15 protein-coding genes and 1 pseudogene are annotated in these 14,240 nt (G+C 59.3%); 10 read left to right on the top strand and 6 right to left on the bottom strand.

The genetic code is table 11. From position 1 onward, the window contains the following. The first annotated feature begins 66 nt into the window (after positions 1 to 66). Entirely contained in the window at positions 67 to 2,490 is a 2,424-nt protein-coding gene (locus tag ACTJJW_RS03840; protein WP_462642797.1) for a phosphoketolase family protein, read from the top strand. 130 nt (positions 2,491 to 2,620) lie between these two features. Continuing rightward, on the top strand, positions 2,621 to 3,172 hold the full coding sequence (locus ACTJJW_RS03835; protein ID WP_462642795.1) for a hypothetical protein: 552 nt from the start codon (positions 2,621 to 2,623) through the stop codon (positions 3,170 to 3,172). A 36-nt stretch (positions 3,173 to 3,208) separates the two neighbouring features. Here the strand turns inward: ACTJJW_RS03835 and ACTJJW_RS03830 are convergent, their stop codons facing one another. Beyond that, the gene (locus tag ACTJJW_RS03830; protein ID WP_462642794.1) at positions 3,209 to 4,021 is read right to left on the bottom strand and encodes an alpha/beta hydrolase; all 813 of its coding nucleotides are present in this window, start codon (positions 4,019 to 4,021) and stop codon (positions 3,209 to 3,211) included. A 66-nt stretch (positions 4,022 to 4,087) separates the two neighbouring features. On the opposite strand from ACTJJW_RS03830, the gene ACTJJW_RS03825 reads away from it, so the two are divergent. Then, positions 4,088 to 5,137 (top strand): LLM class flavin-dependent oxidoreductase, encoded by a 1,050-nt coding sequence (locus ACTJJW_RS03825; RefSeq protein ID WP_462642894.1) that lies wholly within the window; start codon positions 4,088 to 4,090, stop codon positions 5,135 to 5,137. Positions 5,138 to 5,147: 10 nt separating this feature from the next. Here ACTJJW_RS03825 and ACTJJW_RS03820 read toward each other — a convergent pair whose 3' ends face one another. Then, positions 5,148 to 6,161 (bottom strand): NYN domain-containing protein, encoded by a 1,014-nt coding sequence (locus tag ACTJJW_RS03820; protein WP_462642792.1) that lies wholly within the window; start codon positions 6,159 to 6,161, stop codon positions 5,148 to 5,150. Between the two features lie 151 nt (positions 6,162 to 6,312). Here ACTJJW_RS03820 and ACTJJW_RS03815 point away from each other — a divergent pair, with 151 nt between their 5' ends. Then, positions 6,313 to 6,837: a hypothetical protein gene (locus ACTJJW_RS03815; RefSeq protein ID WP_462642790.1), complete on the top strand. Its 525-nt coding sequence runs from the start codon at positions 6,313 to 6,315 to the stop codon at positions 6,835 to 6,837. On the opposite strand, the gene ACTJJW_RS03810 is transcribed toward ACTJJW_RS03815, so the two are convergent. Next, complete coding sequence (locus tag ACTJJW_RS03810) at positions 6,834 to 7,412, bottom strand: flavin reductase family protein (protein WP_462642788.1); 579 nt, start codon at positions 7,410 to 7,412, stop codon at positions 6,834 to 6,836. The two genes, ACTJJW_RS03815 and ACTJJW_RS03810, sit on opposite strands and share 4 nt — an antisense overlap. 144 nt (positions 7,413 to 7,556) lie before the next feature. Here ACTJJW_RS03810 and ACTJJW_RS03805 point away from each other — a divergent pair, with 144 nt between their 5' ends. Continuing rightward, positions 7,557 to 8,927, top strand: a complete 1,371-nt coding sequence (locus ACTJJW_RS03805; RefSeq protein WP_462642786.1) for an LLM class flavin-dependent oxidoreductase — start codon at positions 7,557 to 7,559, stop codon at positions 8,925 to 8,927. Here ACTJJW_RS03805 and ACTJJW_RS03800 read toward each other — a convergent pair. Beyond that, positions 8,922 to 9,437: an N-acetyltransferase family protein gene (locus tag ACTJJW_RS03800; RefSeq protein WP_462642784.1), complete on the bottom strand. Its 516-nt coding sequence runs from the start codon at positions 9,435 to 9,437 to the stop codon at positions 8,922 to 8,924. The genes ACTJJW_RS03805 and ACTJJW_RS03800 overlap by 6 nt on opposite strands. 191 nt (positions 9,438 to 9,628) lie before the next feature. Here ACTJJW_RS03800 and ACTJJW_RS03795 point away from each other — a divergent pair, with 191 nt between their 5' ends. From ACTJJW_RS03795 to ACTJJW_RS03780, 4 genes and pseudogenes are all read left to right on the top strand, one after another. Further along, on the top strand, positions 9,629 to 10,084 hold the full coding sequence (locus ACTJJW_RS03795; RefSeq protein WP_462642782.1) for a hypothetical protein: 456 nt from the start codon (positions 9,629 to 9,631) through the stop codon (positions 10,082 to 10,084). Between the two features lie 138 nt (positions 10,085 to 10,222). Then, positions 10,223 to 11,313, top strand: a pseudogene (locus ACTJJW_RS03790) (Rv2578c family radical SAM protein). A gap of 209 nt (positions 11,314 to 11,522) precedes the next feature. After that, the gene (locus tag ACTJJW_RS03785; protein ID WP_343923163.1) at positions 11,523 to 11,789 is read left to right on the top strand and encodes a DUF7218 family protein; all 267 of its coding nucleotides are present in this window, start codon (positions 11,523 to 11,525) and stop codon (positions 11,787 to 11,789) included. 17 nt (positions 11,790 to 11,806) lie between these two features. Then, positions 11,807 to 12,592: a thioesterase family protein gene (locus ACTJJW_RS03780; RefSeq protein WP_462642780.1), complete on the top strand. Its 786-nt coding sequence runs from the start codon at positions 11,807 to 11,809 to the stop codon at positions 12,590 to 12,592. A gap of 110 nt (positions 12,593 to 12,702) precedes the next feature. On the opposite strand, the gene ACTJJW_RS03775 is transcribed toward ACTJJW_RS03780, so the two are convergent. Both ACTJJW_RS03775 and ACTJJW_RS03770 read right to left on the bottom strand, forming a co-directional pair. Then, positions 12,703 to 13,101 (bottom strand): RNA-binding S4 domain-containing protein, encoded by a 399-nt coding sequence (locus tag ACTJJW_RS03775; RefSeq protein ID WP_462642778.1) that lies wholly within the window; start codon positions 13,099 to 13,101, stop codon positions 12,703 to 12,705. Next, positions 13,101 to 13,544, bottom strand: coding sequence for a hypothetical protein (locus tag ACTJJW_RS03770; protein WP_462642776.1), 444 nt, complete (start codon positions 13,542 to 13,544; stop codon positions 13,101 to 13,103). Before ACTJJW_RS03770 ends, ACTJJW_RS03775 begins: the two co-directional genes overlap by 1 nt. Before the next feature lie 83 nt (positions 13,545 to 13,627). Between ACTJJW_RS03770 and ACTJJW_RS03765 the strand changes: the two genes are divergently transcribed. Further along, on the top strand, positions 13,628 to 14,212 hold the full coding sequence (locus ACTJJW_RS03765) for a CDP-alcohol phosphatidyltransferase family protein (protein ID WP_462642774.1): 585 nt from the start codon (positions 13,628 to 13,630) through the stop codon (positions 14,210 to 14,212). Positions 14,213 to 14,240: the final 28 nt, after the last annotated feature.

Below are 14,240 nucleotides of genomic sequence, written 5' to 3'. Positions count from 1 at the left end.
GACGAGCGCGACTTCACTGCACGGATTAGCCAGCACAATTCATCGCGATCAGAGACAGGAAACCTCGTGGCTGTTCCCCATTCTTCCCCCCGCGCACCGTGGTGCCGAGCCCGAACGGCCGAAGTTCAGTCCGAAACTCTCGATCAGTTGGATGCGTGGTGGCGGGCCGCCAATTATCTTGCGGTCGGTCAGATCTACCTCCTCGACAATCCGCTACTGCGTGAACCCTTGCGCCGTGAGCACACCAAGCCCCGGCTGCTGGGGCACTGGGGAACAACCCCGGGGCTGAACTTTGTGTGGGCGCACCTCAATCGGATCATTCGCGAACGCGACACCGACACCATCTTTGTCGCCGGACCAGGACACGGCGGGCCAGCCGTAGTCGCGAGTGCATACCTGGATGGCACCTACAGCGAAACGTACGGTGATATCGACAAGAGCGCGGACGGCATCCGCAAACTGTTTAGGCAGTTCTCGTTCCCCGGTGGTATTCCCAGTCACGCAGCGCCAGAAACTCCGGGATCGATCCATGAGGGAGGCGAGCTGGGCTATGCGCTTTCGCACGCCTACGGTGCAGCGTTCGACAATCCCAACCTTCTCGTAGCTACAGTCGTAGGGGATGGTGAAGCAGAGACTGGACCACTGGCTACCGCCTGGCACTCGAACAAGTTCATCGACCCCGAACGCGATGGCGTGGTTCTGCCGATCCTGCACCTCAACGGCTACAAGATTGCGAACCCGACCGTGCTGGCGCGCATCCCCGAAGAGGAACTCTGCGACCTCATGCGCGGCTACGGTCACACGCCCTATGTCGTAGCGGGCGGCTTTGATGACGAGGATCCCCGTGACGTGCATGAACGCATGGCTGAGACGCTCGACGACATCATCGATCACATTGCGCAGATCAAGGCGGCAGCGGCAGCAGGAACCCTTAAGGGTCGCCCTGCCTGGCCGATGCTCATCTTGCGCACGCCGAAGGGCTGGACTGGCCCGCAAGTTGTTGACGGCAACCCTGTGGAAAACAACTGGCGCTCTCACCAGGTTCCGCTCGCTAGCGTGCGAGACACCGAAGAACACCTACAGCAGCTTCATGACTGGATGGCCTCCTACCGCCCAGAAGAGCTCTTTGATGACAACGGTGTACCACGCGAGCTGGTGACGGCACTTGCGCCAGGTGGTGACCGTAGGATGAGCGCCAACCCTGTCACCAACGGTGGACTGTTGCGCACCCCACTGCGGTTGCCCGATTTTCGTGACTACGCGGTAGATGTTCCCAGCCCCGGAAAAACCACGAGCTCAGCGACGGGTGCCCTCGGGGAGTGGCTGCGCGATGTGATTCGCGACAATCCAGACAACTTTAGAATTTTTGGTGCCGACGTCACGGCATCCAATCGTCTGAGTGCCGTATTCGATGTGACCGATAAGCAGTGGGATGCCGGATTCCTCCCCATCGACTCCGACAATCATCTTGCTAGTGCGGGTCGCGTCATGGAGATGCTGAGCGAGCACCAGTGCCAGGGCTGGCTGGAAGGCTATTTGCTCACAGGCCGACACGGCATGTTCAACTCGTACGAAGCGTTCATCCATATCGTCGACTCAATGTTCAACCAGCATGCGAAGTGGTTGGAAGGGTCAACGACTATTCCGTGGCGTCGGCCCGTGTCGTCGCTCAACTACCTACTGAGCTCACACGTGTGGCGGCAAGACCACAACGGTGCCTCTCACCAAGATCCGGGATTTCTTGACCTCGTCATGAATAAGAAGCCCGATGTTGTGCGGGCCTATTTGCCTTGCGATGCCAACACGCTCATTGCCACCTACGATCACTGCCTCCGTTCTGTCGACAAGATTAACGTCGTCATCGCCGGAAAGCATCCCGAAAACAACTGGCTTGATATGCCCGCCGCTATCGAACACTGCACGCGGGGAATCGGGCTGTTTGACTGGGCAGGCACCGAAATTATTGGCCAAGAACCGGATGTCGTACTCGCCTGTGCTGGCGATGTTCCTACTCTAGAAACTCTGGCTGCCGCGCAGATCTTGCGGGAACGGATCCCCGAGCTGCGAGTACGAGTCGTGAATGTCATCGACTTGATGCGCCTGCACAGTGAATCCGAACATCCGCACGGCCTCAGTGATGCCGAATACAACGCACTCTTCACGATAGACAAGCCAGTGATCTTTGCGCATCATGGCTATCCGTGGCTGATCCACCGCCTCACCTATAAGCGCGCTGGACACGCGAACCTGCACGTGCGGGGGTATAAAGACGAGGGCACCACAACCACCCCGTTCGACATGGTAATGATGAACGACCTCGACCGGTACCACCTGGTCATCGACGTACTCGAGCGCGTTCCTGGCCTAATGTCGCGGCACGCGGCCTTCTGGCAAGAGATGCAAGACACCAGACTTCACGCGCAGCAGTACACGCGCGAACACGGCGAAGATATGCCCGAAGTCGCTGACTGGGCGTGGAAATCGGCGTAAGAATCCGGGCGCCGAAGTGCCGCGTTAACTGGGGGTAAAACGCGGTCTGGCACGCGATGCTTTTTATGCTTAGAATTGCCGAGACATCGCGTGGATGCCTAGCAATTTGTGCCCAATCAGGAGTTCTTCCTTGGGCCGTCAGAAAGAACGAGCACTCGGTATGGACATCACCGATATCGCTATTAACGCACTTGGATTCGTGGGCACCGCCTTCTCCTTCCTGATGTGGGTTCCGCAAGCACGAATCACCTGGCAGAGCCGCAACGACGCAGTGCGTCTTGCCGGCATTTCAGAGACCACCCAGTGGTTGCTCGTGCTCGGCTATAGCGTGTGGGGAGCCTACGGGCTTCTCAGCGCATCAATGTGGGTCGCAGCGCCGAGTATTATTGCGATCCCTCTCGCGGCAGCCACCATTGTGGTTATTCGGCGCGGGCGCAGGCTTCCTGATGAGGGTCGCTCGTTCCCCATCTTCTCCAGCACGGATGCCGACCCGATTGCCACAATCTCCGACGGCCTAATTGCACTCACCGAATCGATCCCGATCATCTCGATGGGGCACCACGGGCAGCACGAGCAGCACGACGTTGCGGCCGACGTGCACGCCTCGTTAGAGAGCCTGGGCGAACCGCTGCCAGAGGCTGCTGGCTATGCGGCAACGGGCACAATCCCGATCCTTGCCTAACAACGAAGGTGCCTCGCTAGCAACGAGGCTGCTGCGCTATCCCTTGCGAACAAAGCTGCCGATCTCTGCCGTAATCACATCGCGCACGATGGAGCTGTCAAGACTCGCGACGCCGTCACCGGGCTGTTCACCATAGTCGCCAAAGCGAGCGTGATTGGCGCCCTCGATAGGAAAGAACGTGGTGGATGTCGGCAACAGGTGGGCGGCATCCATAATCTTCTCCGGTGTACTGAGTAGGTCTGCGCTGCCGCTCACACTCAACACGCGAGTATCGACGTCCGCGAGGTCGTTTGCGCAATAGCTGCCAAAGAGAATGAGTCCGTTCACATCGGGTTGAGCCGCGTACTGGCAGGCACGAACCCCACCAAGTGAATGCCCACCAACGAACCAAGTGTCGACATCCGGTGCTGCGCTGGTGAAGGTGGTCAGGGGGTGCTGATCGAAGAACGCCAGATTGAGGATGGGTTTAGTCACCACAACGGTCAGCCCTGACTCAACGACGGCACCCGAAAGTTTGTACAGGTAAGCATCGGCGCTGACTTTCGCACCAGGAATGAACACCAAGCCCGTGCCTGAAGCCCCGTCAGCGGGGGAGAGGATGAACGAATCGGGGGTCTCGTGCAGGGAGACCGCAGGATTCGTGCGCACCTTGTCCAGTGGACCCAGCTCGGCCTGCATTACGCCAACATTGGCCCATACGAGAATGCCGATCGCCGCCAGCACAATGAGCGACGCGAATGAGATGAGTGAGATAAAGAGGATGCGGCGCCGCCGGGAAGCTGATTGTGGGCGTGACGCTGGCGCTCGAGTCTCGCTCGGGGTGGATGAAGACTGCTCAGCGGCGTGCATTGCCCCAGTCTATTGAACCGATAACGTACAGGAATATCCCCGCCGTTCAGCGGTTGACTAGTAATGATGACTACACCACTTCGTCTTTCTGTTCTCGACCTGATTCCTGTTCGCAGCAACCAGACCTCCGCCGACGCGCTTGCCGCGACTACAACGCTTGCGCAGCGTGCCGATGAACTCGGGTTCTCGCGCTACTGGGTTGCCGAGCACCACAATATGAAAGCGGTGGCATCCACCAACCCCGCAGTGTTGATCGGCATCTTGGCGGCCCAAACCAAGAGGATCCGTGTCGGGTCTGGGGGAGTGATGCTGCCCAACCATGCCCCGCTGGTGGTTGCCGAACAGTTTGCGATTCTTGAAGCTGCCTTCCCCGGACGAATCGACCTCGGCATCGGGCGTGCTCCTGGCAGCGACCCTGTGATCACCTCCTATTTGCGGATGACGGGGACGACAAGCGATGTCGATGCATTCCCGCGCAACGTAGCTGATATCCGCAGTCTCATGCATCCGGAGGGTGCAGCATTTCAGCTTCACTCTGGCCAGGTCTATGAGCTCACGGCTACGCCGAATGCGGCATCGGTCGCAGAGCTCTGGTTGCTCGGATCTAGCGACTATTCGGCACGCCTCGCAGCAGCACAGGGCATGCCTTATGTGTTCGCGCACCACTTCTCGGGGGAAGGAACAGAGCGCATCTTGGGGCTATACCGCGACAACTTTGTGCCCTCTGACCAGCTTAAAGAACCGCGCACCTTCTTGACGCTCAATGTTGCTGTCGCCGAGACCGCGGCCGAAGCCCGCGCTGCCGCGCTCCCGCAGCTGCAGCAAATGGCTCGCCTGCGCAGCGGAATGCCACTCGGTCCGCTGGCGACCATAGAACAGGCAGCGGCAACCGAGCTCGCTGCGCCGCAACAACAGATGGTGGATGACATGGCCGAGCGCTGGGTCATCAACGAGCCGGTCGCTGCTGCAGCACGCATTCGCTCGCTGGCATCCCGCTTCGGCGTCGACGAGGTTATGGTCACGCCAGGGCTCTCGGCACACGATGCGGATGCGGCAAACACCTCGCCCGCGCGCGTGAAGGCGCTCGAGCTTTTGGCTGAGCAACTTCTGACCTAGTCAGCCCTGCCTACTTGGGGTTTGAGGCGTTCGGCCTGAGCCTCAGTTGCCGAGTCCCCTCGTGCTCACGCATCTCAACGTGCGCGCTGAGCGAGGTCACGAAGTCGCTGAACGTCTTGAACTTCAACGATGTCTCATCGAACGATGGATCAATTCTGAGCATCTGGTTCTTGACTGCGGAACTGTTCAACCAGTCGGAGTCCTCCTTCTGCTGCACGAGCCGAATTGCCCGCACCACCAGCTTGAGTGGGCTAACTTTTGCGGTCTGCTGCTCAGCGGCAGCCTTTGTGACGCCCGCTGTTGCGGGGTCGACCTTCTTGGCGGCTTTAGCAGGCTGCTTCACTTGCGCAGCAGGCGCTTTCTTTGCCGTCGAGGATGAGTTGGAGGTGGTGGTAGTGGCTGCCGATTTCTTGGCGGGAGCGGCCTCTGAAGCGGGCAGTGCGTTGCTACCAAACTCAATCCCGGGCAAGGAGTCATAATCAGCGAACTTGTCGCACGACGATGTGAGCGCTTGGCTCGTTCCACCAGCAACTCCCACGCCAACGACAAAGCGCCCCAGAGTTTTGGCACGCTGCGCGAGCGCGACATAGTCAGAGTCACCAGCGACGATCACCACATGCGTGAGATCGGGCAGTCGAAACAGGTCTTCCATCACATCAACCGCCAGACGGATGTCGGCCCCATTTTTCATCTGTTGAGTCAGCGGGAAGAGCTGTACGAGCTCCACTGCCCGGTTGATGAGCTGCTTCTGGTAGCCCGAGTTGACCGGCACCGACCAGTCGGCGTAGGCGCGACTGAGGGCTACCGTTCCGAACGATGATGCGTAGTCGAGGATGGCCTCGACATCCACCTCAGCTTCAGCAAGTTTGGTGCCAACAGCGCTGGTGACTGTGCGGTTTGAGCTGTGCCACCGGGCTTTGTCTGTCTGAAATGCGCCATTGCCGTGTTTCTGGGTATAACGCGAAATGACAATGTTGTCGAAGTCGATGTAGACGGCAACGCGGCCCTCTGCTGAAGCGGTCATCTGGTCTCCTATGGCTTGAGCGGTCGACCCCACACACGTATTTCCTGAGGCTTCTTCGGTTCACGCTAGCAGTACACGCCGCGCAATTGAGTGACTTTATGCACGATTCCCTCGCTACGATTGTGGCGAGCACAGTGAATGGGGGCGAGTGATGACGTACAGCGCAATTCGGGTTCGTGCGACCCCTGGGGTTTCGCGGTCAGGGCACACCGGCGTTGCCGTGATCGTGGCAGGCATCGCCGTGGCTGGTTGGATATCCTTCGGCCGACACCTGTTCGGTATCGGCGGCGACCTCACAATCGTCTACGCGGCAACGTTGGGCGTGATCTTTGCTGTCTTACTGGTGCTTACCGGGATGGCGGTGCGGCGCACAGCACGTCGCGGTTTCGAGACGCGTGCGATGACGCAGGCGTTGCTCATCGCATCCGGAGTCTGCGGATTTTTGTTGGGGCTCACCATCCCAGATTCGACACCTCATGGCCTGCAGACGATCATCAGCGGCCCCACGGAGCCCGCGTTGGGTATCGCTATCGGCATCGCGAACCCATTGGGTGTGGTCGGGATTGCGACCGCGATCATTGCGCTCGTACTCGCTATTGGAGATTCGCGTGGTCGAGTCACTCTCGTTGAATCGTGGGGCGACGAAGAAGCGGTTGGAATAGTCGAACCCGTTTAGCTCACTTGCGAGTGCTCGCCTAGATGATGCCAACCACGATTGAAATACACGAGTGGTGGGGCGCCAGCCGCCTCGGAATCGACCTTCGACGTAGTCGCGCGCAACAGGATAATCGAGGCGGTCTCAGCGTCAAGCTGATCAATCCGGTTTCCCGCGACCCAGGCCGGTGCGCTGGGAAAGTACGGTTCGCCCGTGGGTAGGCGTTCCCACAACCCGGTATCGGCAAAACGATCGACACCGCTAGTTGCGCATAATTGGGCGATTTCGAGCTGGTCTCGTCCCAGAAAATGAACGACGTACGAATGGGCGCTCCGGATGCTGGCTGCCGTCGAAGCACGATGGCTGATCGAGAACGCAAGCAACGGCGGCGCGGCGCTCACTGAAACAACCGAAGTGGCAGTGAAAGCAACAGGGCCATCGGGGGAGTCCGCGGTGATGACGGAGACTCCACCAGGGTATTGACGAAAGGCGCGAGCGAATTCCTCGCCACCAATTTCGGCACGCGGTGACGCGCCCTCTCCCGAACTGTGGGCGTCGTGAGGTGCGGGTGCTGGTACTTGCGCTGTCATCTGCATTTGTCCATCCAAAAGTTAGGGGGATGGAATAAGCGTGCGCCGAATCGCCAGATGAGGCGATAACATGTCGATTTGTGTCTCTTTGTTGCGTCATTTGTTTCGCGGGAGTGTGCGCAGCTAGGCGTTCCGGCGCACCATGGTGGCATGCCTAGACAAATTCGTTTCAACGCTTTTGACATGAACTGCGTCGCTCATCAGTCCTCCGGAATGTGGCGTCATCCCAACGACCAATCGTGGCGCTACAAAGACCTCGACTACTGGACTGAGCTCGCCCAGCTGCTCGAACGCGGCACCTTCGACGGCATCTTCATTGCCGACGTATTGGGCACGTATGACGTTTATGCTGGCTCCAATGAGGCCGCCATTCGTCACGGCGCCCAAGTTCCCGTCAACGATCCACTTCTGCTGGTCTCTGCCATGGCCCACGTGACCGAGCACTTGGGCTTTGGCATTACCGCCGGCACGGCCTACGAGCATCCCTACCCATTCGCCCGTCGCATGTCGACGCTCGACCACCTTACGAAGGGGCGAGTCGGATGGAACGTCGTTACGGGGTATCTCCCCTCGGCAGCCCGCAATATGGGAAACGACGACCAGCTTGAGCATGACGATCGTTACGATCATGCCGACGAATATCTCGAAGTGCTCTACAAGCTGTGGGAAGGCTCCTGGGAAGACGACGCTGTGATTCGTGACCGCGAATCGGGAGTGTTTACCGACCCAAGCAAGGTCCACGACATCGAGCATCGGGGCACACACTTCACCGTGCCCGGCATCCACTTGTCCGAACCGTCGACGCAACGCACACCGGTGATCTACCAAGCAGGAGCCTCACCCCGCGGCATCAAGTTCGCCGCCGGAAATGCGGAAGCAATCTTTGTCGCCGCCTCAACAAAGTCGGGGCTAAAGGCGACAGTTGCACGGATTCGGGATGCTCTCGAAGCCGCCGGTCGGGATCGCTACTCAGCGCGCATTTACACCCTACTCACCATCATCACCGACGAAACTTCGGAGAAAGCCCACGCAAAGTACGCCGACTATCTGAGCTACGCCAGTGAAGAAGGCGCGCTCGTATTTATGTCTGGGTGGATGGGGATCGATCTTTCGCAGTACGACCTCGATGAACCCATCGGCAACGTCAAGAGCAACGCAATCCAGTCGACCGTAGCCAACTTTCAACAGGCGAACGACGACGGAAGCGAATGGAAGGTTCGAGACATCGCGCGGCTCGGTGCCATAGGGGGATTAGGCCCCTTCATTATTGGCTCGGGCGAAGAGATAGCGGATGAGCTGCAACAGTGGGTCGAAGAGACCGATGTTGACGGATTCAACCTTGCATACGCGATCACGCCTGGCACCTTCGAAGATGTCGTAGAGCATGTCATCCCGGTGCTTCGAGAGCGCGGTCTCTACCCAGAGGAATATGTCACGGGCTCGTTGCGCAACAAGCTGCACGGGAGAGGAGATCGGCTGCCCGACGAGCACGCGGGCGCACGCTACCGTCGGTCGTTATAGCTTGATGGTGTACTTGAAGCCGATGTGCGAGGCCTCGAAGCCCAGCTTTGTGTAGAAACGGTGGGCATCGGTGCGCGCTTCATCCGACGTGAGTTGGATCAGCGTAGCGCCGAGCGCGGGCGCAGCGGTTTCGATGACCCAGCGCATCATCGCGCCGCCGATGCCAGAGGAGCGCTGACTTGCGGCAACGCGCACGGCTTCTACTTGCAATCGGTGCGAGCCGCGCCGTGCCATCCCGGGAATTGCGGTCAGTTGCATTGTCGCGACAACATCACCGGAGGCGGCAACAACAACGAGCAAGGCGTTTGCCGGAGTAGTCGCGATCGCGTGGAACGCCTTTTCGTACGCGGGGCGGTCCTCGGGGCGCGCGGTGTCTCCCCGCAGGGCGCTGACAGGGTCATCCGCCAACAGTTGAAGGATGGTGTCAATGTCTCCTAATTCGGAGTACCGAAGAGTCATCTCCCCATCGCGCGTCTGGAGAGTTGTCGGGACCGTCACTTTAGAAAACACGATTATGACGTTATCAGCGTGAGCGGTGGCTTCGAACCTGCATCGCGGCACAGCGGCAGTACCCGCCATCTAAAACCGTTGCTTTCCCGTTGTGTGACTGAGATCGCAGAGCACAAACGCGCTTGTCCGTAGCGTCAGTGGCAACCACCCATTTTCGGGGAGTCACGCAACACCTATCGGGAGGCACTTCAATGTCCACGACAATAAATTCAACTAAATCAGGTACATCAACGACCGCTGCGTCGTTCGGTCGTCGAGTCGCTGCGGGTGTCATTGGCGGCGTCGCCGGTGGCATCGTGTTCGGGATGATGATGGCGACGATGGGGTTACTCCCCACGCTGGCGATGATGGTCGGTTCTGAATCGCCCATCGTCGGGTTCCTCGTGCACATGATGATTTCGATCGCCTTCGGCATCGGGCTCACGGTGCTGTTCGGCTCACGACTGCTTACCGGATACGTCCGTGGCCTGATCGTCGGAATGGTTTACGGTGCGATCTGGTGGGTACTCGGACCCCTGATGATCATGCCGATGATGCTCGGCGGAGCGCTCTTTGCCATCAATGCGGGTGCACTGCTTTCCTTGATAGGTCACCTGATCTACGGTGCCATTCTCGGCCTTGTTGCGGTGCGTGTTCTTGCCAAATAGCCACTAGCCCACGGACCCACGCCTAGCCAACGACTGGGTTGGCTGAGGCGGGGTCCGTGCAGGTTGCTAGTAGTTCATGACCTAGTAGCCGTCGACTACGAGCTTGCACGACATTCGAATATATGTTCGAATACTGTCATGCGGTGGAGCGGGCAGCAGGTCAATAGCGAAGCACCCAATGCGTTGCCTGGGCTCGCGCGCCTCAACAATCTCGTGCGCACTGTACGAACCCCAGAATTTGACGGTGTCACTTTCTACGAGGTGTTCGCCAAGAGTGCGCTCAACAAAGTTCCCACCACCAGTGACATGCCATTCGGGTGGACCATCAATCCGATGCGCGGATGCCTCCACCAGTGCACCTATTGCTTCGCCAGGCCGACGCACGAGTTTCTTGATCTTGATGCTGGTAAGGACTTCGATACTCAGATCATCGTCAAGGTCAACGTGGCTGAGGTTCTGGCCAAGGAGCTCAGCAAGCCGAGTTGGGGCCGACATCCGGTAGCTCTGGGCACCAATACTGATCCGTATCAGCGAGCGGAGGGCCGCTATCGTCTGATGCCGGGGATCATCGCAGCCCTTGCCGGCTCAGGCACACCGCTGTCTATTCTCACGAAGGGCACCCTGTTGCGGCGCGATCTGGCACTCTTGGCGAGGCGAGCGAGCATGTGCCCGTTGATGTGGGGATGTCGATCGCGATCTACGACGACGAGTTACAGCAGTCGGTTGAGCCGGGCACTCCCACGGCGAAGGCCCGGCTGGCGACTGTCACAGCGGTCAGGGAAGCGGGTCTCGATTGTGCAGTCTTCCTCATGCCGATCCTGCCGTTTCTTACTGACACGCGAGATCATCTCGAGCGTGCCGTGGCGCAAGTAAAAGCGGCTGGCGGCACGTCGATTGCGTATTCAGCGCTGCACCTCAAGCCCGGCACAAAGGAGTGGTACTTTCAGTGGCTCGAGAGTGCTCATCCCGAGCTGGTGCAGCGATATCACTCGATGTATGCCCGCGGAACCTACGCGCCTAAGGAGTACCGGCAGTGGCTAGCGGCAAAGTTGCGCCCGATCATCCGTCGTCACGGTTTGGAGCGAACGGCACTTGATCCGGCAACGGGCATCGTCGGCTCACGTGCACAGCTTCGCACCCGTGACAGCAACGGTGAGCGCTCACTGATCGCAGAAGAGATGCCGCCCGAATTGGCGGCTCGAGCGATGCCTCAGCCAACGCTGTTCTAGAACCCTCGACGCGAGAAGCCGCCGCACGGGCGCGCCCTGGTTTCGCAGTCGCTATCAGAGGCTCACCGTCGCTCGCAGTCGATTTCTGGATGCTCCCTCAGCGTTGGCTTCGGGTTCTCGGTGAGGCGGGTTCGTGAGCTGCCCACGTGATTAGTCTGGGCCGAGACAGGGCCTCGCGAATGATGCGGCCGATAAGGAGTAATGTCGCTATGCCGAGCAACAAGAATTCACGACTCAAAGACCCCGAGCTCTACGAAGATTTGCGCGACGATGGCGCATCCAAGGAGAAGGCAGCGCGCATCTCCAATGCAGCAGCAAAGGAGGGCCGCTCCACGATAGGAAAACGTGGCGGAGAGTCCGGCTCCTACGACGATTGGACAGTAGCAGAGCTGAAGGAACGCGCGCGGGAACTCGACCTTCACGGCTACTCTTCTCTCAACAAGAGTGCCCTGATTGAAAAGTTGCGTTCGCACTAGCTGGATAGGCTGGTGCTGTGACCCCTACAGCGCAGTCGTATTACGTGCGGCACGACGAGACCCACTTTGAGTCGACAATCCATGCGCAGGGTGCGTGGAATCCGCACGAGCAACATATGGCTCCGGTTGCGGGCATTATGGCGCACGTCCTCGAAGCGTTTGAGGCGCGACTCGGCCTCCGCATCGCGCGGATCAGCTATGAGATTCTCGGGCTGATTCCTGACGGCGAGTTTGAGATCGTCACGTCGATGGTGCGGCCCGGCCGCACGATTGAGTTGGTGCAGGCCGAGCTAGTCGCTAGCGGTCGCGTAACAGTGCGTGCGACTGCGTGGCGCCTGCAGACTTCCGATACCACCGACGTTGTCGGCATTGTTGACCAACGGATGCCCGCGCTCGAGCATGCGGGGGCGCCAGTCAACCTCGCCCAGTGGCCCGGTGGCTACATTCAGTCGATCGAAGCGCGAGCGCTACCGGATCATGCCGCCGGGAGTGGTCGAGTGTGGTTGCGCACGCCCTATCCGCTCCTCACTGCCGAACCGGTTAGCGACTTTGCCCGGCTTGCAGGTCTGGTCGACACCAGCAACGGAATTGCCACGCGGGTGAAGCCGGGCGAGGGTGGCTACGCGTTCCCGAATGTCGACCTCCAGGTGCATCTGTACCGGGTTCCGACGGGGGAGTGGCTGGGGCTAGAAAACTCGGTGAATTTTGGTGCGGATGGCGTGGGCCTGACGTCCACGGTGCTCCATGATGTGGATGGACCCTTCGGTCGGGCTGAGCAGATTCTCACCCTGCGCAAGCTCTAGAGGCCTTCCGCTAACTTTTCCTAGTTCCTCTTGTGCTCGGATTCTGGTCGGTCGCCGAATCGCAATGATTCAGACACCCTGTGGCTCGACGGCGTAGCGAGCAAACCGAGCTAGTCCTCGTCTGGTCGCCTGTCCAACTCATTGCGACCACGTAGCTTCTCGAGTTCGCGTCGTTCGCGTTTAGTCGGGCGGCCGGCACCCCGGTCGCGCCGAGGGGCCATAGCCATTTCTTCACGGGATGGTGGCGGAGGAGTCTCATCGATGAAACTCTCCGCCGCCGTTACTGCGGAGACCCGTTTGACGATGGTTTGCTTCACAACGAGAATGCGATCAAACCCTGCGATACGGATGCGCACTTGATCGCCGATTTTCACAGCCTGCGCAGCTTTAACGCTTGCGCCGCCAATCTTGACGTGTCCTGCGCGGCACGCCGCGGTCGCTTGTGAACGCGTCTTGAAAACGCGCACTGCCCATAGCCAGCTATCGACCCGAACTGATCCCGCAGCCATCAGGCGGTGGCGAGTTCGTGCTTCCAACGTACAAGACGCTGCACAGTGGCGCTGTCATCGGCGGAGAGCGTGCTCATTGCATCGTTGGGAACGAAGAAGTTGATGGCGAGAAAACCCCGCACCGTGTCTGACGGATCATGGGCGAGCATCCGCAGTACGTCACACGGTGCGTATTCGTTGCGAGCTACGCACGCACGAACGCCGTCATCGGTGTCCTGTGCCAACGCCTCGAATACGTCGACCGGAGTGTTGTGATTGCTGGCCGCGCTCTCGCGAATCTTAGGATTCGCATCGCCGGCGAGAAGTCGGAGCCGCGCGATTTTGCTGTCAGTGACCTCTGGCGCGGGGTGCAGCTCAGCTGCCTCCTCGGCGGTGATCATCGACGGAGCCATCGCCCGCATCTGGGCCCGCTGCGCCGGAGTGTTAAAGCGGATGCATGACATGCCGTCAAGGGTACGCCTGATGCCCATCAACTTCGTGCTGTTATGGCGGCATTTCGCTCGCGGATGCTAGCTACACTCGGAGTGTGGCATTCAGTAGTTCACCCGAGATCAGCAACCGTGTGTGGACTGTGCCCAATATCTTGAGTTTCATCAGGCTCGCCCTCGTGCCGCTGTTTCTCTTCTTCATCATCTCGGCTCAAGACGCGCTAGCTCTCATCGTTCTCGTCTTCTCCAGCGTCAGTGACTACCTCGACGGTGTGATCGCGCGCCGGTTCAACCAGATCACCAGACTGGGCCAGTTACTAGACCCTGCTGCCGATCGACTTTTTATCTTTGCCGCGCTGATTGGATTGGCCGTACGAGATGTGATTCCGTGGTGGCTATTCTTCGTGATTGTTTCTCGCGACATCGTGCTCGTGATCCTGGGCATCATTTCGGCCAACTATGGTTTCGGGCCACTTCCGGTTCATCATCTGGGCAAAGTAGCTACGGCGGCGCTCTTTTATGCGCTTCCGATTTTGATGCTCGGGCAGGCGTTCCCTGATGTCGCATGGGTCACAAATCCGATCGGTTGGGCGTTCGCGCTCTGGGGTGCGTTCTTGTATTGGTGGGCTGGCTTCATTTATGTTGCACAATCGGTCCGAATTTCTCGTATTCCGAGGGGTTGAAGGGTGCTCCGATCCGATACGCTGGTTA

The sequence above is a fragment of the Rhodoglobus galactosidasius genome (assembly GCF_054957775.1).
Note: the sequence above shows the minus strand (reverse complement) of the source record. Positions and strands in the feature narration are given on the sequence as shown.